The following is a 21484-nucleotide window of genomic DNA, read 5'->3' as shown; positions in this document are numbered from 1 at the left end:
ATACGGGTATCCTAAGGAGGCCATGCGTCTCCGCTTCCGGGAAAACGGCCCTTACGTCCTGGACCTCCCCGAGGGGAGCACCTTCCGCCTAAACGGGGAGGAAAGGCGGCTAGAGCGACCCAGGCTCGCCCTTTGCCGCTGCGGCCACTCCGGGAACAAGCCCTTCTGCGACGGCGCCCATAAGGAAGTGGGCTTCCAGGCGGAAGCCGGGGAAATAGAGGTTCAGTAGAGGAACTCCCGGATGTCATAGCGGCCCGCCCTGAGGCCCAGGCGGCGAAGGGCCTCCTCCCAGGCCTCGAGCTCCGCCTCCACCTCGGGAAGGGGTTCTAGGCCCAGGGCGGCGTAGGGGGTGCTCGGGTCCTCCTGGAAGGGGGATTAGGTAAACGATGTCCCCCCGGTCCAAGGGAAGCTCGGCCAAAAGGGCGAGGCTATCCCGGAAGTGGGCCTGGGCGAAGGGCTTTCCCCCAGCCCCCACCAGGAGGATCACCCCCACGGCCACCCCCGCCCGCTTCAAGGCGCCCACCAAGGCCACGACCTCCCGGGGGTGGCCGGGCTTCCCCAGGAGGGCGAGGAGGGGGGCGTGGCCCGTCTCCAGCCCCACGTACACCCGCCTCAGGCCCAAGGCCCGAAGCCCTTCCCACCAGGAGGCCTCCTTCTTAAGCCCGCTGAAGAGGTCCAAAAAGCCCAGGACCGGCTCCCCAGGGAAGGCCCTTTGCACGATCTCCAGAAGGGGGAGAAGGGGCTCGGAGAGGGCGAGGGCGTTCCCGTCCGCCAGGAACACCCCCCGCCGGAGGAGCATCCCCCGGCCGAGGAGCTCCCGCACCCGCTCCACGTGCTCGGCGAAGGCCTCGGGGCTCCGCTTCTGGAAGGGGCGGTCCTGGTAAAAACTACAAAAGGTGCAGCGGTTCCAGGTGCAGCCCGTGGTGGCCTGGAGGACCACGGCGAGGTAGGCGTCGGGGGGAAGGATGCTAATGGGCCAGGCGTAGGCCCTCTGGTAGGGCCCGGGGTCCAGGAGGGCCTCCGGGGTCCAGCGGAGGACTTCCCGCCGCCTCGTCTCATCCCGCAGGTGGGCCTCCGCCAGGGCCAAGGCCTCCCGGTAAACGCCAAGGGCCTCCTCCGGGGCGAGCCGCCGGCGCCGGCGCACACCCTCCCGGTGGCGCAGGTGGAGGCTTCCGTCCAGGGCCCGCTTGTAGGTCATCCCCTGGCGGAAGTAGTGGTAAAGCCGCCCTTCCCGGTCAAAGGAGAGGACCCTATCTCCCAAGGAGAGGAGGGTGGCCTCGGGCCTCAAGAGCTCCACGGCCTTAGAATAAGCCCCGTGGCGCTTTCCGCCCTGAAGGGCCTCCTCTCCCCGGAAACCCTCGCCCACCTCACGCCCCTAGGGGGGTTTGAGGCCCGGGTCTACACGGACGGGGCGCAGGTCTACAAGGTCTACCGCCCTGAGGAGGCGCACCTGGCCGCCCTCGAGGCCCGCCGCATGGCCCGGGCGGGCCTGGGGCACTTCGTCCTGGGGGTGGCGGAGGTGGAGGGCCAAGGGGTCCTCATCACCCGCCGCTTCCCCGGCCGGCCCTTCGCCCCCGAGGCCTTCACCCCCAAGACCTTAGCCGCCTTGGCCCACCTCTTCCTCTCCCTCCACCGCCTCCCCGAGCCCGGGTACGTGCGCGAGGCGGAGCTCCTAGAAAGGCTAGAGCGCTTCGCCGAAAGCCTCCACGCCATCCCCGAGGCCCTCGCCCTCATTCAGGGGCTAAGGCGGGAGGTGGGCCTTGCCGCCGGGGTGGAAAGGCGCTTCTGCCACCGGGACGCCTGGGCGGGCAACCTCCTGGTGAAGGATCCGGGCGCGGAGGGTCCCGAGGTCCTCCTGGTGGACTGGGTGCGTTCCGGGGGCGATGACCCCGCCCGCGACCTCGCCCTCCTGAAGACGGGAAGCCTGGACCTTCTGGGGGAGGAGATGGCCCGGGAAGCCCTCCTCCGCATCGCCCGCTTCTACCCCGCCGAGGTGCGGGAGAGGCTCGCCTTCTACGTTCCCCTCACCTACCTCCACGACCTCCACTGGTTCCGCACCAAGCGCCCCGAGGCCTTCCTCGAGGCCCTCAAGGAGAAGCTCCCCAAGGCCCTAAGCTTCTTCCAGGACTGCCTTTCCCCCCGAAGGGCGTGTTAGGCTTTACGGGATGAGGATCACCCTGGTGGACCACCCCTTGGTCCAGCACAAGCTGGCCCACCTGCGGGACAAGCGCACCGGCCCCAAGGACTTCCGAGAGCTCGCCGAGGAGCTTTCCCTCCTCATGGCCTACGAGGCCATGCGGGACCTGGAGCTCACCGAGGCCACGGTGGAAACCCCCGTGGCGGAGGCCCGGGTCAAGGTCCTCTCCGGCAAGAAGCTCGCCCTGGTGGCCATCCTCCGGGCGGGGCTCGTCATGGTGGAGGGCATCCTAAAGCTGGTTCCCCACGCCCGGGTGGGGCACATTGGGCTCTACCGCGACCCCGAGTCCCTCAAGCCCGTGCAGTACTACGCCAAGCTCCCCCCGGACATCGCCGAGCGCCGGGTCTTCCTCCTAGACCCCATGCTGGCCACGGGGGGTAGCGCCAGCCTGGCCCTCTCCCTCCTCAAGGAAAAGGGAGCCAAGGGCATCAAGCTCATGTGCCTCATCGCCGCCCCCGAGGGCCTAAGGCGCATCGCCGAGGACCACCCCGACACCGAGGTGGTGGTGGCGGCGGTGGACCAACACTTGAACGAGCACGGCTACATCGTCCCCGGCCTTGGCGACGCCGGGGACCGCATCTACGGCACGAAATGAGCGAGCTTCTGAAGCGCGTAGGCGTGGCCGACCCTGGGGGCACGGGTTGGCTTTCCGTGGCCTTCGCCTTTTTTCTGGCCCTTTTCTTCACCTGGCGCTTCCTTCCCCACGTGCGCCGCTTCGCCCTCAAGGTGGGTTGGGCCGACCTACCCAACGAGCGCCGGCTCAACCGGGAGCCCTTGCCCAACGCCGGGGGGCTTGCCGTCTACGCCGGGGTGGTGCTGGCCCTGGTGGCCGCGGCCTTCCTCCGGCCCATCCTGGTGGAAAGCGTCCTCATCCAGGTCCTGGCCATCCTCCTGGGCGGGGCCTGGCTGGTCCTGGTGGGCTTCATCGACGACCAGTTCGGCCTTCCGCCCCTCTTCCGCCTCTTTGTGCAAACCCTGGCCGCCCTCCTCCTCATGGCGGTGGGGGTGCGCTTTGAGGCCGCCTTCGGCACCCCCTTGGACCCCGCCTTGGGGCTCTTCCTCACCTGGCTTTGGGTGGTGGGCATCACCAACGCCCTCAACCTCATGGACGGCCTGGACGGCCTCGCCGGAGGCATCGCCTACATCAGCGCCGTAAGCCTCCTCTTCGTCTCCGCCCAGTTCCCCTTCTGGGCCGCGGGCACCCTGGTCCTCGCCGCCTTGGCGGGGGCCGCCCTTGGGTTTTTGCGGCACAACCTCCACCCAAGCCGCATCATCCTGGGGGACGCCGGGGCCTACTTCCTGGGCTACACCCTGGCGGCCACCGCCCTTTTGGGCAACCTCAAGCTCACCACCTTCTTGGGCCTCCTTCCCCCCATGCTCTTCCTGCTCCTACCCATCCTGGACACCACCCAGGTGGTGGTGCGAAGGCTCCTTCGGCGGCAAAACCCCCTCTCCACCCCGGGCAAGGACCACATCCACCACCACCTCCTCTCCCGGGGGCTTTCCCAGCGCCGGGTGGCCTTCGCCCTTTGGAGCGTGGCCCTCCTCTTTAACCTCCTCGCCATGCTTTACCTCCGAATGCCCGGGGAAGCCATAGGGGCGAGCCTCCTCGCCACCCTCTTTGGCCTTTCCTGGGTCACCTACCGCCGCCTGCGGGCGCTATGGAGGGGCGAATGAAGCGCGTGGTCTTGGCCTTCGGCACCCGGCCCGAGGCCACCAAGATGGCCCCGGTGTACCTAGCCCTAAAGGCCATCCCCCACCTCACCCCCCTCGTCCTCCTCACGGGGCAACACCGGGAGCAGTTAAGGCAGGCCCTGAGCCTTTTCGGCATCCCAGAGGACCGGAACCTGGACGTGATGCAAGAGCGCCAGGCCCTCCCCGACCTGGCGGCCCGGATCCTTCCCCAAGCGGCCAGGGCGCTAAAGGAGATGCGGGCGGACTACGTCTTGGTGCACGGGGACACCCTCACCACCTTCGCCGTGGCCTGGGCCGCCTTCTTGGAAGGAATCCCCGTGGGCCACGTGGAGGCGGGGCTTAGGAGCGGCAACCTCAAGGAGCCCTTCCCTGAGGAGGCCAACCGCCGCCTCACCGACGTCCTCACCGACCTGGACTTCGCCCCCACGCCCTTGGCCCGGGAAAACCTCCTAAAGGAGGGGAAGCGGGCGGAGGGGATCCTGGTCACGGGGCAGACCGGGGTGGACGCCGTGCTCCTGGCCGCCAAGCTGGGGCGCCTTCCCGAGGGGCTTCCCCCGGGGCCCTACGTCACCGTGACCATGCACCGCCGGGAAAACTGGCCCATCCTCGCCGAGCTGGCCCGGGCCCTAAGGCGGGTGGCGGAGGCCTTCCCCCACCTCACCTTCGTTTACCCCGTGCACCTGAACCCCGTGGTGCGGGAGGCGGTCTTCCCGGTGCTCAAGGGGGTGAGGAACTTCGTCCTCCTAGACCCCCTGGAGTACGGCCCCATGGCCGCGCTAATGAAGGAAAGCCTCCTTTTGGTCACGGACTCGGGGGGCCTGCAGGAGGAGGGGGCGGCCTTGGGGGTGCCGGTGGTGGTCCTAAGGAACGTCACGGAAAGGCCCGAGGGGCTGGAGGCGGGCATCCTGAGGCTGGCCGGCACCGACCCCGAAGGGGTCTACCGGGTGGTGAAGGGGCTTCTGGAAGACCCCGAGGCCCTCGCCCGCATGCGCCGGGCAAAAAACCCCTACGGGGACGGAAGGGCCGGGGAGCGGGTGGCCCAGGGGGTGGCCTGGCGGCTCGGCCTCGGCCCTAGGCCGGAGGACTGGCGTCCTTAGGCCAGGCCCGAAGCTGGTAAAGGCCCACCAAGAAGACGGCGCTTCCCAGGAGGAAGGCGGCAAGCCGCCCCCCGAGAAGCTCAAAGAGGAGGCCCGTGAGGTAAGCCCCCAAGGGCCCCGTGCCCAGCATCACCAGGCTGTAGACCGCCATAACCCGGCCCCTCAGGCGATCGGGCACGGAAAGCTGCACCAAGGTGTTGGCGTTGATGAGGACGGAGATCATGCCAAACCCTCCCAGGGCGAGGAAGAGGGGGACCCAGGTGGGGTGGGGAAGGAAAAGCCCCAGGTGGGCGAGGGCCAGGGCGAAGACCCCAAGGAGGAGGCGCCCGGGCCTAGGCCTTCCCGTGAAGGCCATGACCAGGGCCGCCCCCAAGGCCCCAAGCCCCACGGCGGAAAGGAGAAAGCCGTAGCCGGTGGCGGAAAGCCCCAGGACAAGCCGGGCGTAGGCGGGGACCAGGGTCTGGAAGTTCATGCCGAGGAGGCTGGCGAAGAGGACGAGCCCCACCACCCGCCGCACCAGGGGGTGCTCCAGGACGAAGCGGACGCCCTCGAGGGCCTCCCTCAAGAACCGCCCATCCCCCTCCTCCCCCCTGGGCCCCGGGGGCACCCGCAGGAGGACGAGGAGGAGGGGCAGGAAGGAAAGGGCGTTGGCGAGGTAGGCCACCCCCACCCCGTAAAGGGCGATGAGCACCCCAGCGAGCGCCGGCCCCAGGAGGCGGCTCGTGTTAAAGCCAAAGGAGTTTAGGGCGATGGCCCCGGGATACCGCTCCCGCCCCGCCAGCTCCACGGTGAAGCTTTGGCGCACGGGCTGGTCCATGGCGTTTAGGGCCCCATAGAGGAAGGCGAAGAGGAGCACATGCCCGTAGCGCACCGCCCCCGTGAGGATGAGGAGGGCCATGAGGAGGGCGAGGAGCATCATCCCCCCCTGGGTGAGGAGGAGGAGGTTCCGCTTGGGGTAGCGGTCGGCCAGGACCCCGGCGGGCAAGGAGAAGAGGAGGGAGGGCAGGAACTGCAAGGCCACCACGAGCCCAAGCCGCTCCGCGCTCCCCGTGAGGAGGAGGACAAGCCAGGCCTGGGCCGCCGACTGCATCCAGGTGCCCATCTGGGAGGTGAAGAGGGCGAGCCAGTAGGCGCGGTAGCGGGGATCTTGGAGGAGGGCGAGGGCCAGCACCCCTCCATCCTATCTCTGACTGACCGGTCATTATCAAGGCGAAGCCCCTACCGGCGGACCTATACTGAGGCATGGCGGGGCGCGGGATTTTCCTCTTCCGCCTCTTCGGCATCCCCCTTTACCTAGACCCCTCCTTCCTCTTGGTCCTTCCCCTTCTGGCCTTCCTCATCGGGCGGAACCTTCCCCTCTATCTGGAGCTCTTCGGCCTCCCCCAAGACCCAGGCCTCCTGGAAGGGCCTTGGCCCTTCCTCTTGGGGCTTTCGGCCGCCCTTGGGCTTTTCCTTTCCGTGCTCCTCCACGAGCTCGGCCACGCCCTCACCGCAAGGCGCTTTGGGGTGGCGACCCGGCGCATCACCCTTTGGCTTTTGGGCGGGGTGGCCCAGATGGAAAGGCTCCCCAAGGAGCCCGCCAAAGAGCTCGCCATAGCCCTGGCGGGCCCGGCGGTGAGCCTCGTTTTGGCCCTCCTCTTCCACCTCGTAAAAGCACCCTCCGGCGCCTTGGGGTTCCTCACCCACCACCTGGCCTTGGTGAACCTCATGCTGGCCCTCTTCAACCTCCTTCCCGCCCTGCCCCTGGACGGGGGGCGGGTTTACCGCGCCCTCCTCTCCCTAAGGAAGCCCTACGCCAAGGCCACCCAGCAGGCGGCGGCCCTAAGCCAGGCGGTGGCCCTGGCCCTGGGGCTTTTCGGCCTTCTGGCCCTCAACCCCTTTCTCGTCCTCATCGCCTTTTTCGTCTACATGGCCTCCCGGGCCGAGGCGGAGGCCACCCTCCTCGCCCAGGCCTTGGAAGGGCTTCGGGTGCGGGACCTCATGACCCCTGACCCCATCGTCCTCCCCCCCGACCTTCCCGTGGCGGAGGCCGTGCGCCTCGCCCTCCACCACAAGGTTTCCGGCTTTCCCGTGGTGGAGGGGGAAAGGGTCCTTGGGGTGGTGGGGCTGGAGGGTTTGGAGGGGGCCGACCCCTTGGCCCCCGTGACCCGCTACCTGCAAGCGCCCCTCCTTCTCTCCCCGGAAGAGGAAGCCCTGGCCGCCTTGGAACGCATGGCGGAAAGGGGATATGTCCGGGCCCTGGTGGTGGAAGGGGAAAGGCTTGTGGGGGTCTTGAGCAAAACGGACCTCTTAAGGGCCTTCCAGGTGCGGCTTCTTGGGCTTGACAGGCCTAGGGGGGTGGGGTAGGTTAGGGGCGCAAAAGTATGCGGGAGGTGCCCATGAAGCGAGCTTTGGTCCTTATCGGTTTGTTGGTCCTGGGATTGGGCCTTGCCCAGAAGCCCCGGGTGGCCATCGGCACAGGAAGCACCGGGGGAGTCTTCTTCTACTACGGCACCGCCCTGGCCGACATCCTGAACAAGGCCGGGGTGGTGGAGGCCCAGCCGGTGCAGACCGGGGGTTCCTACGATAACCTGCAACTCCTCCGCGACCGCACGGGCGGGGGCACCTACTACTGCGCCCTCACCACCACGGACTCCGCCTACTTGGCTTATACCGGGGAGGAGCCCCGCTTCAAGGAGCGGCCGGCCAAGAACCAGCGGGTCCTGTTCTACATGTACCCCTCCTTTATCCACATCGTCACCACCGAGAAGAGCGGCATCAAGGTGGTCCAGGACCTGAAGGGCAAGCGGGTTTCCACGGGCCAGCCCGGCTCCAGCACGGAAAACCTGGCCCTTTTGGTCCTGCAAGGGGCGGGGGTGAAGCCGGAAACCTTCGCCAAGCGGGAGCGCCTCCCCGTGGCCGAGGGGGCCAAGGCCCTGGCGGAGGGCACCCTGGACGCCTTCTTCTGGGTGGGAGGCGTGCCCACGGGCTCCATCGTGGAGCTTTCCCAGACCCTGGCCCGCAAGGGGGACCGGGTCCACCTGGTGCCCATTGACCCCAAGAGCACCACGGCCCAGGTGGTCATGAAGCGCTTCCCCGGCCTGGTGGATCCTTACCGGGTGCCCAAGAGCGTGTACAACACCCGTACGGACGTCCCCGGCCTGGCCACGGGCAACATCGTGGTCTGCCCGGACAGCCTCCCCGCCGAGGCGGCCTACGGCATCATGAAGGCGGTGTTTGAGAACCTGGACACCCTGCGCACCGCCGTGGCCGCGGCCAAGGACACGAGCCTCGAGGCCACCGCCAAGCTTTACGGCAAGCTCCCCATCCCCTTCCATCCCGGGGCCGAGCGGTACCTGAAGGAGAAAGGCCTCATCAAGTGATCCTCGTGGCGCCCGGGTGGCCTGGGACCTCCCAGGCCCCGGGCCTTTTGGAGGCTAAGCCATGGAGCTGGAACACCCCAGAACCCCCCAAACCCCCCTAGGCCGCCTCACGGACTGGATCCTGGTCCTGGGGGCCCTTTATAGCCTCTACCTGGTCCTCCACCCCTTCACCCCCTTGGCCAAAGCGGACATCCCCATCCTGGACATTGTCCAGCTCGAGCGGAGCACCCACGTCCTCTTCCTCCTCGTGGGAGGCTACCTCGTCTCCTTTTATCTTCCGAGGAAGCGCACCCTGGGCGCCTGGGTCTACTTCCTCTTCACCCTCATCCCCCTCTACCACTTCCTCTTCCCGGGCATCCCCGGGGTGGAGCTCCCCCCGGCGGCCAAGGCCCTGGGCCTCCTCTACTGGGCGGTGGCCACCCTTCCCGCCCTCCTCCCTCCCCTCAAGCGCCCCGCCGACCTCCTCGCCGTCCTCCTCGCCCTTTTCCCCACCCTCTACCAACTCCGCCACTTTGAAGAGCTCGTCTACCGGGCCGTCCTCCCCGCCCCCTGGGACATGGCCATGTCCTTCGGCCTCATCATGCTGGTCCTGGGCCTCGTCTACCGCCTCCTGGGCCCGGTGATGCCCGTTTTGGTCCTCTTCTTCTTCAGCTACAACCTCTACGCCGACGTCTTTCCCGGGCCCTTTAAGGGCACCAAGCAGGGGATTGACCTCCTCCTGGGCAAGACCTTCAACGAAACCGAGGCGGGCATCTACGGCCTCATCACCGGGGTCTCCGCCAAGTACCTGGTCTACTTCACCCTGCTTTCCGGCATGATCGGGGCCCTGGGCCTGGGCCGGGTGGTGGCCAACCTGGCCCTGGCCCTGGTGGGCAAGCACCCCGCCACCCCGGGGCGGGTCACGGGGCTCGCCAGCATCTTCATGGGGATGTTCTCCGGCTCGGGGGCCGCGGACACCCAGTTCGTGGCCGCCCTCACCAAGCCCCTCTACGAAAAAGCCGGCTACGACAGGCTCACCGCCGCCGGCCTCGTGGCCACCGCCGGCACCATCGCCCTCATCACCCCCCCGGTCCTGGGTTCCATCGCCTTCATCATGGCGGAGGTCTTGCAGATCCCCTACCTCAAGGTGGCCCTCATGGCCATAGGCCCCGCCCTCCTTTACCTCACCGCCGTCCTGGCCTTTAACGAGTTCTACTCCCGCAAAGCGAAGCTCCCCCCGGTGGGGGCGGAGCTCGGCATGAGCCGCCGGGCCTATGCCTTGCGCTACTCCATCATCTTCCTCCCCATCCTCCTCATCATCGCCATGCTCTACCTGGGCTACGAGGTGAGCACCGCCGCCAGCTCGGCCCTGGTCCTCTTCGTCCTCCTCGCCTACCTGGACCCCACCTTGAGGCCTAGGGGCATCGCCCCCATCTTCCAGGGCCTCGCCGAGGGCTTCCGCACCCTCCTCCCTATCGGCGCCGCCGTCACCGCCGCCAACCTCATCTTCGCCATGATGGTCATCTCCGGCCTGCCCTCCAAGTTCAGCCAGCTCCTGCAGCAGGTTTCCGGGGAAAGCCTCCTCCTCGCCACCCTCATCACCGCCCTCTTCAGCCTGGTCCTGGGCATGGGCGTGCCCCCCACCGCCACCTACGTCCTCACCTCCGCCCTCACCGCCCCCGCCATCATCACCCTGGCCAAGCAAAACGGCATCCCCGACTCCGCCGCCCTCCTCGCCACCCACATGTTCCTCTTCTACTACGCCGTCCTGGCCGACGTGACCCCGCCCGTGGCCCTTTCCGCCTACGCCGCTGCCAGCGTCTTCGGCACCAACCCCTTGCGGACCGGGGTCTATGCCGCCCGGGTGGCCCTTGCGAAGTACCTGGTGGGCTTCTTCTTCCTCTTCTCCTACGCCGGCACCGCCCTCCTCATCGTCCCCGTCCTGGAAAACTCCCCACCCGGCGAGGCCTGGCCCATGATCCTGGAGCGCTTCCTGGCCGTGGCCGCGGGCATCGTCTACCTCTCCGCCTCCGGCGTTGGCTACACCCGGCGGGTCCTGAAGCGCTGGGAAGCCTGGGCCCTAGGGATCCTGGCCCTGCTCCTCTTCATCCCCCACACGCTTCTCAACCTCCTCGCCTTCCTCCTGGGGCTTCCCTTCTTCATGAAGCCCAAGGGCTTGACGTCGCCTTAGGAGAAGGGGTAGCGTAGCCCCAGAAAGGGGGTAAAGCGATGAGAAGGGTTCTCCTCCTGGTAGCCCTCTTAGGGATGGCCGTGGCCCAGAAACCCCGGGTGGTCATCGCCACCGGCGGGGTGGGGGGGGTCTACTTCTACTACGGCACCACCTTGGCGGAGATCTGGAACAAGGCGGGGGTGGCCGAGGCTCAGGCCATCCAGACTGCGGCCTCCATAGACAACCTCCTCCTCCTGGAAACCCGCACCGGCGGGGGCACTTACTACTGCGGCACGGTCTTGCCCGACTCCGCCTACCTGGCCTACACAGGCCAGCACGAGCGCTTCCGGGAGCGGCCCGCCAAAAGCGCCCGCATCCTCTTCGCCATGTACCCCAACTACCTCCACCTCGTCACCCGGGAAGGCTCGGGCATCCGGGTGGTGCAGGACCTGAAGGGCAAGCGGGTCTCCACGGGGGCCCCGGGCTCCGGCACAGAGGTGGAGGCGCTTTTGGTCCTGCAGGCGGCGGGGCTTAGCCCCAAGGACTTCGCCAAGCAGGAGCGTTTGGGGGCGCAGGAAAGCGCCAATGCCCTCTCTGAGGGGAGCATTGACGCTTTCTTCTGGTCGGGCGGCCTGCCCACGGGGGCCATCACGGAGCTTTCCGCCGCCCTGGCCCGGAAGGGGCAGAGGATCTACTTGGTACCCCTAGACCCCAAGAGCACCGTGGTCCAGACCTTCAGCCGCCGCTTCCCCGGCCTTGCGGGCCCCGGGGTTATCCCCAAAAGCGTCTACGGCACCCGGGCCGACACCCCCACCCTCACCTTCTGGAACCTCTTCCTCTGCCCGGAAAGCCTCCCCGCGGAGGCCGCTTACGCCCTCACCAAGGCCACCTTTGAGAACCTTCCCGCCCTGCGCCAAGCGGTGGCCGCCGCCAAGGACACCTCCCCGGAAAACGCCGTGCGCTTCGTGGGGGGCACCATCCCCTACCACGAGGGAGCTCTGCGCTACTTCCGCGAGATCGGGGCCCTGAAGTAGGGGCATGCTGGCCAAGAAGCTTCCGGCCCGGCTCCTTGCGAGCTGGGCCTTTTGGCTTTCCCTCCTCGTTTTGGCCTCTTTGCGGGTGGTGGAGGTGGAAGGCCCTGAGGGCAGGAGGCTTCTTCTCCTTGGTCCTTGGCAGGAAGTGCGGGTGGAGTTTGTGAACTCCGTGACGGGGAAGCCCGTCCTCCTGGAGTTCCACCCCCTTTGGGCCTTCCAAGGCTTCCGGGCCTTCACCGACCCCGAGACGGAAGCCTACTACACGGGGGGCGAGTACCCGTGGAACGAGCGCTTAGCCCGGGAGCGGCGCAAAGAGCTCCGCTACTGCTCGGAGGTGGGCCTGGCCCTGGCCCTGGGAGGGCGGTGGTTCCAGGCGGCGGGAGGGTGCCTAAGGGTCCGGCTCCTTTGGCCCCCTTAGCGCATCACCTGGGGCACCACCCTTACGGTAAGGGTTTTCCCCTGGCGGAAGACCTCGAGGGCCACCGCCTCCCCCGGCTTCTTCCCGTAGAGCACCTGGCGGAGCTGGGCGATGGAGGTGAGGGGCACCCCGTCCGCCTTTAGGAGCACGTCCCCGTCCACCCCCACCTGCAGGGTCTCCCCGGTGGGAAGCTGGATGTAGGCGAAGCGGCTTGGGGCCTTGAGGCCCGCCCGGGCCGCGGGGCTATTCCGCTCCACCTCCTGCACCATGAGCCCCGTGGCGGGCAGGCCGTACTGCTGCCTGAGCCTTTCCGGATAGAGGGAAAGGGGAATGAGGGAAACCCCTAGCCTGGGGCGACTCCGGATAATCTCCTCGGCGGTCAAGGTTTTCCCCGCCCTAAGCTCGGGCAGGTACTGCTTCACCAGGTTGATGGGCAGGGCGAACCCCACCCCGGCGAACTGGGCGGCGCCAAACTGGCCTGAGGGGGTGAAAATGGCGGTGTTGATGCCGATCACCTCGCCCCGGGAGTTCAAAAGGGGCCCCCCGGAGTTCCCTGGGTTGATGGCGGCGTCCGTCTGGATCACCTGGGGCACCAGGCCGGAATCGTCCCCAATGGCCCCGGGGTTTTCCCGTATGGCGGAGACGATCCCCTGGGTCACGGTGAACTCCAGCCCAAAGGGGTTGCCCATGGCGATGGCCTTCTGCCCCACCCGGATCCGGTCCGAGTCCCCGAGGACCAGGGGCACGAGCCTATCCTTGGGGGCGTCCACCTTGAGGAGGGCCAGGTCCAAGGGCGGGGCCGCCCCCACGAGACGGGCCTGGTACTCCTTGGGGTCGCTGTGGAACTTCACCGTGATGCGGCTCGCCCCTTCCACCACGTGGTAGTTGGTGAGGATGTACCCTTCCTTGTCTATGACGAAGCCCGAGCCCGTGCCCTCCTGGGGCGGCATCTGGAGAAAGGGAGCGAAGGACTCAAAGCCCGGGGGAAGCTGGACGTTTTGCGGCCGGGTCACCACGGCCACGTAGACCACCCCGTCCCCGTACTTCTCCACGATCTCCACGGTGTTCCGCTCGTACTCCAAAAGCCCGCCCTCGGCGGTGGGAGCTTTGGGGGGTTGGGCGCTTGGAGCCTGGCTGTTGGAAATCCCCCACCAAAGCACGGCCCCCGCCATGAGGGCCAAGGCCAAGAAACCCACGAAGGAACGGCCAAGGTTCATGCCTCACCTCCTCCTTCCACCCTACGCCCCCCCGGTTAGGAGGCGATTAGACGAAGACCACCGTCTTGTTGCCGTGGACGATGATCCGGTCCTCCAGGTGCCAGCGCACCGCCCGAGCCAGGACCGTGCGCTCCAGCTCCTGGCCAAGCCGCCGCATCTCCGCCACGGAGTGGCGGTGGGAGACCCGCACCACGTCCTGCTCAATGATGGGCCCGGCGTCCAGCTCCTCCGTGACGTAGTGGGCCGTGGCCCCGATGAGCTTCACCCCCCGTTCATAAGCCTGGCGGTAGGGGTTGGCCCCGGCAAAGGCGGGCAGGAAGGAGTGGTGGATGTTGATGATCCCCATGGGGTAGCGCTCCACAAAGCGGGGCGAGAGGACTTGCATGTAGCGGGCGAGGATCACGAGCTCCACCCCTTCCCCTTCCAAAAGGGCAAGGATCCGGTCTTCCGCCGCCTCCTTCCCGCCCGGCTCCACGGGCACATGGTGGTAGGGAATGCCGAAGCGCTCCACCTCCTCCCGGTGGTCGGGGTGGTTGGAGATCACCAGGCGCAGGTCCATGGGAAGCTCCCTCACCCGGTAGCGCCAAAGGAGTTCCAAAAGGGCGTGGGCGGGCTTGGAAACCAGAATGGCTGCCTTCTTCCGCTCCGAGGCGTAGGCGATGCGCCAACGCATGCCGAAGCGCTCCGCCACCACCTCCTGGAAGGCCCGCTCCAAGGCGGGGCGGGAGAGGTCCAGGTGGGGGGTGGCGAAGGCGAGGCGCATGAAGAAGGTGCCCCCTTCGGGGTCGGTGGAGTGCTGCTGCAAATCCGTGATGTTGGCCCCATGGGCGTAGAGGAAGCTGGAAACCGCCGCCACGATGCCGGGCCGGTCGGGGCAGGTGATGAGGAGCCTGGCCTCCATGCCGGCTACTATATCCCCATGGAGCTTTCCACCACGGACCTTTCCGACCTCCACCCCGAGGCGGTGGCGGTTCCCATGGTCTACCAGGCCTTCGGCGGGAAGCGGCGCTTTGCTGGCCGGGTGCGGACCCTAAAGGTCCTCGAGGACAACGCCCTGGTGCGCCAGATCCTGGAGGAAGGCGGGGGAGAGGTGCTCTTCGTGGACGGGGGAGGTTCCCTGCGCACCGCCCTTTTGGGGGGCAACCTGGCCCGGCTCGCCTGGGAACGGGGCTGGGCCGGGGTGGTGGTCCACGGGGCGGTGCGGGACACCGCCGAGCTCGCCGCCCTCCCCCTAGGCGTCTTGGCCTTGGCCGCCACCCCCAAGAAGAGCGCCAAGGAAGGCAAGGGCGAGGTGGACGTGCCCCTTAGCCTTCCTTGGGGGACGGTGCTTCCGGGAAGCTATCTGGTGGCGGATGAGGACGGGCTTCTTCTCCTCCCCTCGCCCCCGAGCGGCGGCCAAAGCGGCGGAGGAGCTCCTCTTCCTTGAGGGCCAGGATCAGGGGCCGCCCGTGGGGGCAGACCCAAGGGGTTTCGCAGGCGAGGAGGGCGTCCAAAAGGGCTTGCCCCTGAACCCGGCCCAAGGGGTGGCCCGCCTTGATGGCGGGAAGGCAGGCCAAGCGGGCCAAGAGGCCCTTTAAGCTCCTTCCTTCCCCCCGCAAGGCCTCGCGGAAGACCTCGGGGAGGAGGAGGGGGTAGGGATGGAGGAAGGATGGCGCCCGCAGGAGGCGCACCCTTTGCGGCCCAAAAGGCTCAAAGGTGAAGAGCCCCTCCGCCTCGGGCAGGAGGAGGGCCTCCTCCGGGGTGAGCTCCACCAGCACCGGGTAGGGCAAGGGGGCGAGGCCCTCCTCTGCCAAGCGGCGCAAGAAGTCCTCGTAAAGGATGCGCTCGTGGGCGGCGTGCTGGTCCACCACGTAAAGGGTGTCCCCTCCCTCCGCCAGGAGGTAGCTGTCCCGGAACTGCCCCAAATAGCGAAGCCGAGGCAGCCCGGAGGGCGTGGGGGGGGTAAGGGGAGCGAGGGGCTTGGGCTCGGGGAGAAGCCGGGCCAAGTTTTTCCCCGCCAAAGCCTCCCGGATGGCCTCCTCCAGGAAGGCCTCCACCTCAGGGCTTAAGGCCACCTCCTCCTTTCTTGCGTCCAGGCGCAGGCGGTAAAGGCCAGGCGGCAGGGTGAGGTTGAGCACGCCCACGGGGTAGTGCCCTTCAGGAAGGAGTTCCTTGTAGGCCCGGCGCACCGCCTTCAAAAGCCCCGGGGGAAAGGCCACGGGGCGGCCGTTCACCGCAAGGAAGAGGGCGTCCTCCCGAGTGCGGGAGGCCTGGGGCCCGGAAAGCAGCCCCCAGAGGGCCATCTCCCGGGCCCGCTTCTCCAGGGGGAAAAGCCTTTCCGCCATCACCCGGCCAAAGGCCAGGCGGGCCGCCTCCTTAAGCCCCGCCCCCGGGAAGAGGAGCCTGGCCTCCCCCTCCACGAAAAGGGCCAGGACCAAGTGGGGGTGGTGGAGGAGGTAGCGCTTGAGAAGGACCTGGACCTCCCGCGCCTCCCGTGCTGGGTCCCGCCCCTCTCCCGCAAAGAGGCCCACCACCTCCACCCGGGTGCCGGGGGGCGCCGGGACGGGCCGCACCGCCACCCCCTCCCCCCGGGCGAGGAGAAGCCCGCCCCCAAGCTGTCCCCTGGGCCGGGAGCGGAGGCGCAGGGTGGCGGCCTGCCTCAGGGCGTAAAGGGCTTGGCCCCGGAAGCCCAGGGTGCGGATGGCCCCTGGGTCTTGGAGCTTGCTGGTGGCAAAGGGCTCCACGGCGAGGGGAAGCTCCTCGTAGGGGATGCCCTCCCCGTCGTCCTCCACCACAAGCCTTTCCAAGCCCCCACCCCAAAGCTCCACCTTCACCCGCTTGGCCCCGGCGTCCAGGGCGTTTTCCAAAAGCTCCCGCACCGCGTCCTTCACGGAAAGGAGCACCTCGCCCCGGGCCAGGAGGCCTTTTAGCTCGGGCGGCAGGGGGCGGATCACCCCTTCATGCTACCCAAGGGCGCACCCAGGGCCAAGGCCTTGAGCTCTCCGAGGAGCTTTAGGGCCTCGAGGGGGGTGAGGCGGTCGGGGTCCAGGGCAAGGAGCCGATCCAAGACCTCCTCCAAAGCGCCTTCCCGCCGCGCCGCCATGGCCTGGAGGAGGGCCTTGGCCCGCTCCACCACCTCCTCGGGAAGCCCCGCCATCCTGGCCACCTCCACCCCATAGCTCTTGGAGGCGGGCCCGGGGAGGACCTGGTGGTAGAAGACGAGCCCCCCCTCCTCCTCCTTGGCCGCCACGTGAAGGTTTTTAAGGCGGGGCAGGGAGAGGGCGGTGAGCTCAAAGTAGTGGGTGGCGAAAAGGGCGTAGCACCGCCTTTCGTGCAGGGCCTCTGCGACGGCGGTGGCGATGGCCAGGCCGTCCAGGCTGCTCGTTCCCCGCCCCACCTCGTCCAGGAGGACGAGGCTATCCTGGGTGGCCTCCTTCAGGATTAGGGCCACCTCCTCCATCTCCACCATGAAGGTGCTCTTCCCCCCCGCCAGGTCGTCGGAGGCCCCAATGCGGGTGAGGATGCGGTCAAAAAGGGGGAGCTCCGCCTCCTCCGCCGGCACGAAGCTCCCCATCTGGGCCAGGAGGGCGATGAGGGCGGTCTGGCGGAGGAAGGTACTCTTGCCCGCCATGTTGGGCCCCGTGACCAGGACGAGCTCGTGGGCCATCTCCAGGTCGTTGGGCACGAACTCCGTGCGCCTTTCCACCACCGGGTGGCGCCCCGCCCGGATGCAAAGCCGCTCCCCGAAGCGGGGCCTGGTGTAGCCGTGGCGCACCGCCACCTCGGCCAAGGCGGCGAAGACGTCCAGCTCCGCCAGGACCCTGGCCGCCTCCCTTAGGGCCTCCGCCTCCTTCTTGGCCCGTTCCCGCACCGCCAAGAAGACCTCCTCCTCCCGGCGGCGGATCAGGGCCTCCAGGCGGTAAAGCTCCCTTTCCTTTTCCTTCATCTCCGGCAGGGTGTACCGCTGCCGGTCCTTGAGCGTCTGCACCGCGCGGTACTCCTTGGGCACCCGTTCGTAGTAGGGGCGGGTGACCTCGAGGTAGTAGCCGAAGACGGCGTTGTAGCCCACCCTGAGGGTGGGGATGCCGGTCCTCTCCTTCTCCGCCTCCTCCAGGGCCACAAAGTAGGCCACCCCCTCGGCGTGGGCCCGCTTTAGGGCGTCCAGGTCCGGGTCGTACCCCTCGCGGATGAGCCCTCCCTCGGAAAGCTTTAAAGGTGGCTCGTCCACCAAGGCCGCCTTTAGGTCCTCCCGCAAAGCGCCCAGATCGGGCAGGATGGCCTCCTCCCCCAAAAGGGCCTTGAGCTCCGGCAGGATCTCCAGGCTCCGCCTTAGGGCGGCGAGGTCGCGGGGACCAGCCCGCCCCAGCTCCAGCCGGGTGGCGAGCCGCTCCAAATCGGCCAGACGGAAGAGGAGGCGCCGCACCCCCTCCCTTAAGGCCCCCTCCCGCACGAAGCGCTCCACCCGGTCCAGCCGGGCCTCTAAAGGGCCCCGCTCCAGAAGGGGATGGCGGAGCCAGCTTTGGAGTAGCCGCCTGCCCGGGGCGGTCCGCGTCTCGTCCAAGACGGCGAAGAGAGTGTCCTGCCCCCTTAGGGGCTCAAAGACCTCCAAGGCCCGCAGGGTGGCCTCGAGCAGGCGCACGAAGGCCCCGGGGTCGTAATAGCGGAAAGGCCGCACGCTCAAGGCCCCACCCTGGGTGGAGCGGGCGTAGGCCAAAAGCGCTCCCTGAGCCCGCCTTAGGGCCAAGGGGCCCTCCCCTTCCGGGTCAAAGGGGGCCTCGGAGAGCATCACGGGGAAGCGCTTGCGGAACTCCGCCAAAAAGGCCTCGTTTTCCCGGAGCTCCGGGGCTAAAAGAACCTCGGCGGGCCGGTGGCGAAAAAGCTCGTCGTAAAGGGCGCTCTTGCTCCTGAGAAGGGTCCCCTTGAACTCCCCCGTGGACACGTCCAAAAAGGCTAGGCCCCACCCGTCGCCCGTGGCGATGGCCGCCAGGTAGTTGGCCTCCTTGGGGAGGAGGGTTTCCTGCACCAAGGTGCCGGGGGTTAAAAGCTGGGTCACTTCCCGCCGCACCAGCCCCTCCGCCTCCTCCGCCGGCTCCACCTGGTCCGCCACCGCCAGGCGGAAGCCCATCTTTAGGAGGCGCTCGGCGTAGGCGTCAAAGGCCCGGATGGGGATGCCCGCCATGGGGGTGGTGAAGTCCTTGCTGGTCTTGTGGGTGAGAACCAGGCCTAGAGCGCGGGCCAGGCGCTCCGCGTCCTCGCCAAAGCACTCGTAAAAGTCCCCCACCTGGAAGAGGAGGAGGTAGTCAGGGTAGCGGTCCCGAAGCTCCACGTACTGCTGAAGGAGCGGGGGTAGTGGGCCAGGGCCTTCGCCCTTGAGCATGCCTCTTATTATGCCGCTTGGCCAGGGGGTATTGACATCCCTTCGTCAGGGCTTTACCCAAAACTCCTTCCTCGCCCTCCCTTAGCCTGCTTCAAGAGTTCTTGGGTGACTTCATAGTTGAGCAGGCGAACCAGGCCCCTCAGGAGCAGGTACGGACCATCCCTCTCGCTGGGCAGCCCCAGCTTGCCCCCGAGCTGCAAAAGAAACCCCTTGAACGGATCCCCCAACCGCTCAACTTCCCAAAGGAACACCGCCAGCCCCAGCAAAACCGCCACCACCTTCCGGATCCGGGCAAGCCCCCGCACCTGGAAGGTCTCAAGCCCCAGCCCCGTCTTCAAAAGCCGGAAGAACCGCTCCACCTCCCACCGCCTGCGGTACGCCTCCACCACCTGCGCCGCCTCCTCCCTCCCCCTCACCGGCAAGCTGGTCAGTAGCCACCACTCCCCACGCCGCCCCAGGGCTGGCACCCGGCAGACCACCAGGTGGAGCCGCCTCCCCTCCACCTCCACCTCCCTCCATCCGAAGTGGAGCCGCACCCGCTGGTACCTGCCCCCTACCCTCAGCTCCACCTCCTCCCCACAGGGAAGGGCCAGGGAAGAAGCCACCTTCGCCAGAGAACCCCCCTCCCCAAGCTTCCGGTCCCGGTAGACCCGCACCACGAACTCCTCCCCCAGGGCCAGCACCTGCCCAAACACCTTCCGGTCGTCAAACCCCCGGTCCGCCACATACACCAGCCTCCTGCCCACGCCCCCCAATCGCTCCCGGGCCGCCTCAATGGCTCCCTCCACCTCCTTGGGCAGGCTGGCAAACCCCCTCTCCCCGTAGGCCACCAGGTGGGCGTACCCCAGGGCCAGCCGCCCCGCGGGGTCCAACCCCAGGGCGGTGAGGAGCTCGTACCCGGGCCGCCTATCCTTCCCCACCCGGGCTATCCCCTCCAGGGCCCGGGCATAGGGCTTGGCCACCGGGCTCAGGTCCAGGAGGACCAGAACCTCCTCACCCTCCAGGGCAGTCGCGCTCTCCTGATAGACCCGGTCAAGGAGGGCTTCTGCCTCCACCCGTGGGTTGGACAGGAAGCGGTAAAGGGCTTTGGCCTGGTGGAAGCGGTTCTGGAGGGGAGAAGGGAGCGAGGCCACCATCTCGCTCACCCGGGCTGAGCCTGCGGCCAAGGCGCCCCGCACCACCTCTTCAAACCGTCGGTGGAGGCGCTTATCGGGGGAAAACGCTCGCAAAACGGCCCGTGAACTCCTGGAGCCTGGCCTCGGCCACCTTGAGCATGTCCATGGATCACCCCCGGTACCAGATACGGGCTGCGCCCGCAAGGGGAGATTTACCACGAAACGGAGATGTGGGTAAAGTCCTGCTTCGTGTGCTACTTGATCTGGACCCTCGGGATGTGAAAAAAGAGGGGGTGCTATGCAGCAAGATCGTGAGCACCCCCTTTACTATCTTGACGCGGAAACCCTTCTGGTGGCTACCTACATTTGGGTGGATGACGAACTCAAGGCCTTGCAAGCTCAGGACTTCAAGCTCCCCCCAAAGCAAAAGCACCAGAAGGCTACCCTGGCCGAGCTCCTAACCCTCGCCATCTTTCTCCTTTTGCAAGGCCAAGACCTCGCCAAAGGCTACTTGGCCGCCAAGACCACCCTCAAGGCCTACTTCCCCTCCCTCCCCCACCTCTCCCGCTTCTACCGGGTCCTTCAGAAGGCCCAGGGGTTGTTGGCTCACCTGGCCATGAGGCTCTCTGGGGGACAAGGCCTCCTGCAGGTGGTGGACCTCAAGCCTATCCCCCTGGCCCACGGCCACCGCATCCACGGCCTCTCTCTTCCCGAGGCCGCGATGGGGGTAGGACCTCTGGGGGCTTTCGCGGGCTACGTCCTCATGCCAGTGATGAACGAGCGGGGTCTCTTCTTTCGTTGGGCCATTCTCCCCGGTAATGCCCGGGAGACCTGGGGGAGGGACCTGCTGGACGGTCTGCCCGCGGTCCTCGGGGACCGGGGCTTTCGTTGGGTCCAGGGAGTCAAGACACCACCCTATCGGGTCAGGGGAGGAAGGGTGGTGGAGACGGGGTGGAGAGGGTGGATGGGAAGGGTACGGAACTGGATAGAGACCCGCTTCAGCGTGATGGTGCGGTCTTTGGGGCTTCATCGGATAGAGGCCCGGTCCTACTGGGGGCTGGTGGCCCGGGTGAACCTCATCCTGCTTGTTCACAACCTCATACGTAGCCGGGTGCTTCTCAGGATGGCCGGGGTGGAGCTATGAGGTAGCACACGAAGGCATCTTTTAGCTAACCTGGGTAAGGTACTTTTGTCCCGAAGGGAGGCACCCATGGGAAAAGGTATTAATAACCCAAGTTGCTACCCAGCCATCTTCTGGGTCAGGAGACTGATGTTATGGGCCAGGACGAAGGTGAGAACTTTGATGACGAAACCCTCCTGGGTCACGGCGTGGATGCGCCTGGGGAAGAGGTGATGGAGCATGCTCCCCACCGTCTCCACCACCCTCCGCCCCACGATGGCCAGGTACTGCATCCAAGGGAGATACCGCCGGCTGTTCCTCCTGCGGATGACCATGGGAACAACCTCCTGGGCCTCCCGGAGGAGGTCCTCGTACAGATGGCTCTCGTACCCCCGGTCCAGGTAGAGCTCCGCCCCCTCGGGAAGGTCCAGGGGAAGGAGGAGAAGCGAAGCGAGGTCGTGGAAGCTCCCCGGGGTCAGGTTCACCTCGTGGACGAACTTCCCGTCGTCCACCAGGAGGTGGAGCTTGAGGCCGTGGAAGTAGACCCGCTTGCTGGGGATGAAGCCGCGGTAGGCCTTGTCCGGGAAGAGGCGGGAGCGGGGGGCGCGGATGTTCTCGCAGGCGGGGAGGGGGAAGGTGTCCAAGGCATACGCCTGGGCCTGGTGGAGGTGCTTCCAGACCTGGGCCAGGAGGTGGAGGAGGGGGAGAAGGAGGGGGTAGAGGG

General features: G+C 67.4%; 18 protein-coding genes and 2 pseudogenes. 12 read left to right on the top strand and 8 right to left on the bottom strand.

Features of this window, described 5'->3' with window-relative positions; translation table 11 throughout:
* Positions 1-22: 22 nt before the first annotated feature.
* On the top strand, positions 23-229 hold the full coding sequence (locus QT17_RS07300) for a CDGSH iron-sulfur domain-containing protein (RefSeq protein WP_039458450.1): 207 nt from the start codon (positions 23-25) through the stop codon (positions 227-229).
* Here QT17_RS07300 and QT17_RS07295 read toward each other — a convergent pair.
* Positions 223-1297 (bottom strand): annotated as a pseudogene (locus tag QT17_RS07295) (radical SAM protein). The gene QT17_RS07300 and the pseudogene QT17_RS07295 overlap by 7 nt on opposite strands.
* A gap of 18 nt (positions 1298-1315) precedes the next feature.
* Here QT17_RS07295 and QT17_RS07290 point away from each other — a divergent pair.
* From QT17_RS07290 to wecB, 4 genes are read left to right on the top strand one after another with little or no spacing between them, the layout of a single operon-like run.
* Positions 1316-2155, top strand: coding sequence for an aminoglycoside phosphotransferase family protein (locus tag QT17_RS07290; protein WP_039458446.1), 840 nt, complete (start codon positions 1316-1318; stop codon positions 2153-2155).
* Positions 2156-2165: 10 nt separating this feature from the next.
* Entirely contained in the window at positions 2166-2792 is a 627-nt protein-coding gene (gene upp / locus QT17_RS07285; RefSeq protein WP_039458443.1) for a uracil phosphoribosyltransferase, read from the top strand.
* On the top strand, positions 2789-3874 hold the full coding sequence (locus QT17_RS07280; RefSeq protein WP_039458440.1) for an MraY family glycosyltransferase: 1086 nt from the start codon (positions 2789-2791) through the stop codon (positions 3872-3874). The genes upp and QT17_RS07280 overlap by 4 nt, the downstream gene beginning before the upstream one ends.
* On the top strand, positions 3871-4989 hold the full coding sequence (wecB, locus tag QT17_RS07275; protein WP_039458437.1) for a non-hydrolyzing UDP-N-acetylglucosamine 2-epimerase: 1119 nt from the start codon (positions 3871-3873) through the stop codon (positions 4987-4989). The genes QT17_RS07280 and wecB overlap by 4 nt, the downstream gene beginning before the upstream one ends.
* On the opposite strand, the gene QT17_RS07270 is transcribed toward wecB, so the two are convergent.
* Positions 4964-6160, bottom strand: coding sequence for an MFS transporter (locus tag QT17_RS07270; protein WP_039458433.1), 1197 nt, complete (start codon positions 6158-6160; stop codon positions 4964-4966). The genes wecB and QT17_RS07270 overlap by 26 nt on opposite strands.
* Positions 6161-6231: 71 nt before the next feature.
* On the opposite strand from QT17_RS07270, the gene QT17_RS07265 reads away from it, so the two are divergent.
* From QT17_RS07265 to QT17_RS07245, 5 genes are all read left to right on the top strand, one after another.
* Positions 6232-7335: a site-2 protease family protein gene (locus QT17_RS07265; RefSeq protein ID WP_039458431.1), complete on the top strand. Its 1104-nt coding sequence runs from the start codon at positions 6232-6234 to the stop codon at positions 7333-7335.
* 32 nt (positions 7336-7367) lie between these two features.
* Positions 7368-8351: a TAXI family TRAP transporter solute-binding subunit gene (locus QT17_RS07260; protein ID WP_039458629.1), complete on the top strand. Its 984-nt coding sequence runs from the start codon at positions 7368-7370 to the stop codon at positions 8349-8351.
* A gap of 61 nt (positions 8352-8412) precedes the next feature.
* The gene (locus QT17_RS07255; RefSeq protein WP_039458429.1) at positions 8413-10521 is read left to right on the top strand and encodes a TRAP transporter fused permease subunit; all 2109 of its coding nucleotides are present in this window, start codon (positions 8413-8415) and stop codon (positions 10519-10521) included.
* 38 nt (positions 10522-10559) lie between these two features.
* Positions 10560-11534 (top strand): TAXI family TRAP transporter solute-binding subunit, encoded by a 975-nt coding sequence (locus tag QT17_RS07250; protein WP_039458427.1) that lies wholly within the window; start codon positions 10560-10562, stop codon positions 11532-11534.
* Between the two features lie 4 nt (positions 11535-11538).
* Positions 11539-11952 (top strand): hypothetical protein, encoded by a 414-nt coding sequence (locus tag QT17_RS07245; RefSeq protein WP_152607352.1) that lies wholly within the window; start codon positions 11539-11541, stop codon positions 11950-11952.
* Here QT17_RS07245 and QT17_RS07240 read toward each other — a convergent pair.
* Both QT17_RS07240 and purU read right to left on the bottom strand, forming a co-directional pair.
* The gene (locus tag QT17_RS07240; RefSeq protein WP_039458424.1) at positions 11949-13169 is read right to left on the bottom strand and encodes a S1C family serine protease; all 1221 of its coding nucleotides are present in this window, start codon (positions 13167-13169) and stop codon (positions 11949-11951) included. The two genes, QT17_RS07245 and QT17_RS07240, sit on opposite strands and share 4 nt — an antisense overlap.
* A 46-nt stretch (positions 13170-13215) precedes the next feature.
* Positions 13216-14070 (bottom strand): formyltetrahydrofolate deformylase, encoded by an 855-nt coding sequence (gene purU / locus QT17_RS07235; RefSeq protein ID WP_039458422.1) that lies wholly within the window; start codon positions 14068-14070, stop codon positions 13216-13218.
* 18 nt (positions 14071-14088) lie between these two features.
* Between purU and rraA the strand changes: the two are divergent.
* Positions 14089-14577 (top strand): annotated as a pseudogene (gene rraA / locus QT17_RS13320) (ribonuclease E activity regulator RraA); the annotation flags it as partial.
* Here rraA and mutL read toward each other — a convergent pair.
* The 3 genes from mutL to QT17_RS07220 are packed head-to-tail and all read right to left on the bottom strand — an operon-like array spanning position 14474 to position 19703.
* On the bottom strand, positions 14474-16102 hold the full coding sequence (mutL, locus tag QT17_RS07230; protein WP_039458419.1) for a DNA mismatch repair endonuclease MutL: 1629 nt from the start codon (positions 16100-16102) through the stop codon (positions 14474-14476). The pseudogene rraA and the gene mutL sit on opposite strands and share 104 nt — an antisense overlap.
* Positions 16099-18525: a DNA mismatch repair protein MutS gene (gene mutS / locus QT17_RS07225; RefSeq protein ID WP_039458417.1), complete on the bottom strand. Its 2427-nt coding sequence runs from the start codon at positions 18523-18525 to the stop codon at positions 16099-16101. The genes mutL and mutS overlap by 4 nt, the downstream gene beginning before the upstream one ends.
* Positions 18526-18578: 53 nt before the next feature.
* Positions 18579-19703, bottom strand: coding sequence for a transposase (locus tag QT17_RS07220; protein WP_008632315.1), 1125 nt, complete (start codon positions 19701-19703; stop codon positions 18579-18581).
* Between the two features lie 235 nt (positions 19704-19938).
* On the opposite strand from QT17_RS07220, the gene QT17_RS07215 reads away from it, so the two are divergent.
* Positions 19939-20784 carry a transposase gene (locus tag QT17_RS07215; RefSeq protein WP_014628970.1) on the top strand — a complete coding sequence of 282 codons (846 nt, stop codon included), beginning with the start codon at positions 19939-19941 and terminating at the stop codon, positions 20782-20784.
* 95 nt (positions 20785-20879) lie between these two features.
* On the opposite strand, the gene QT17_RS07210 is transcribed toward QT17_RS07215, so the two are convergent.
* Positions 20880-21484, bottom strand: a 605-nt coding sequence (locus QT17_RS07210; RefSeq protein WP_039458399.1) for a transposase, incomplete at its 5' end; no start/stop codon positions are given.

The organism is Thermus sp. 2.9, from assembly GCF_000794385.1.
GTDB classification, from domain to species: Bacteria; Deinococcota; Deinococci; order Deinococcales; family Thermaceae; genus Thermus; species Thermus thalpophilus.
This window is presented reverse-complemented; position numbering and strand designations above follow the sequence as displayed.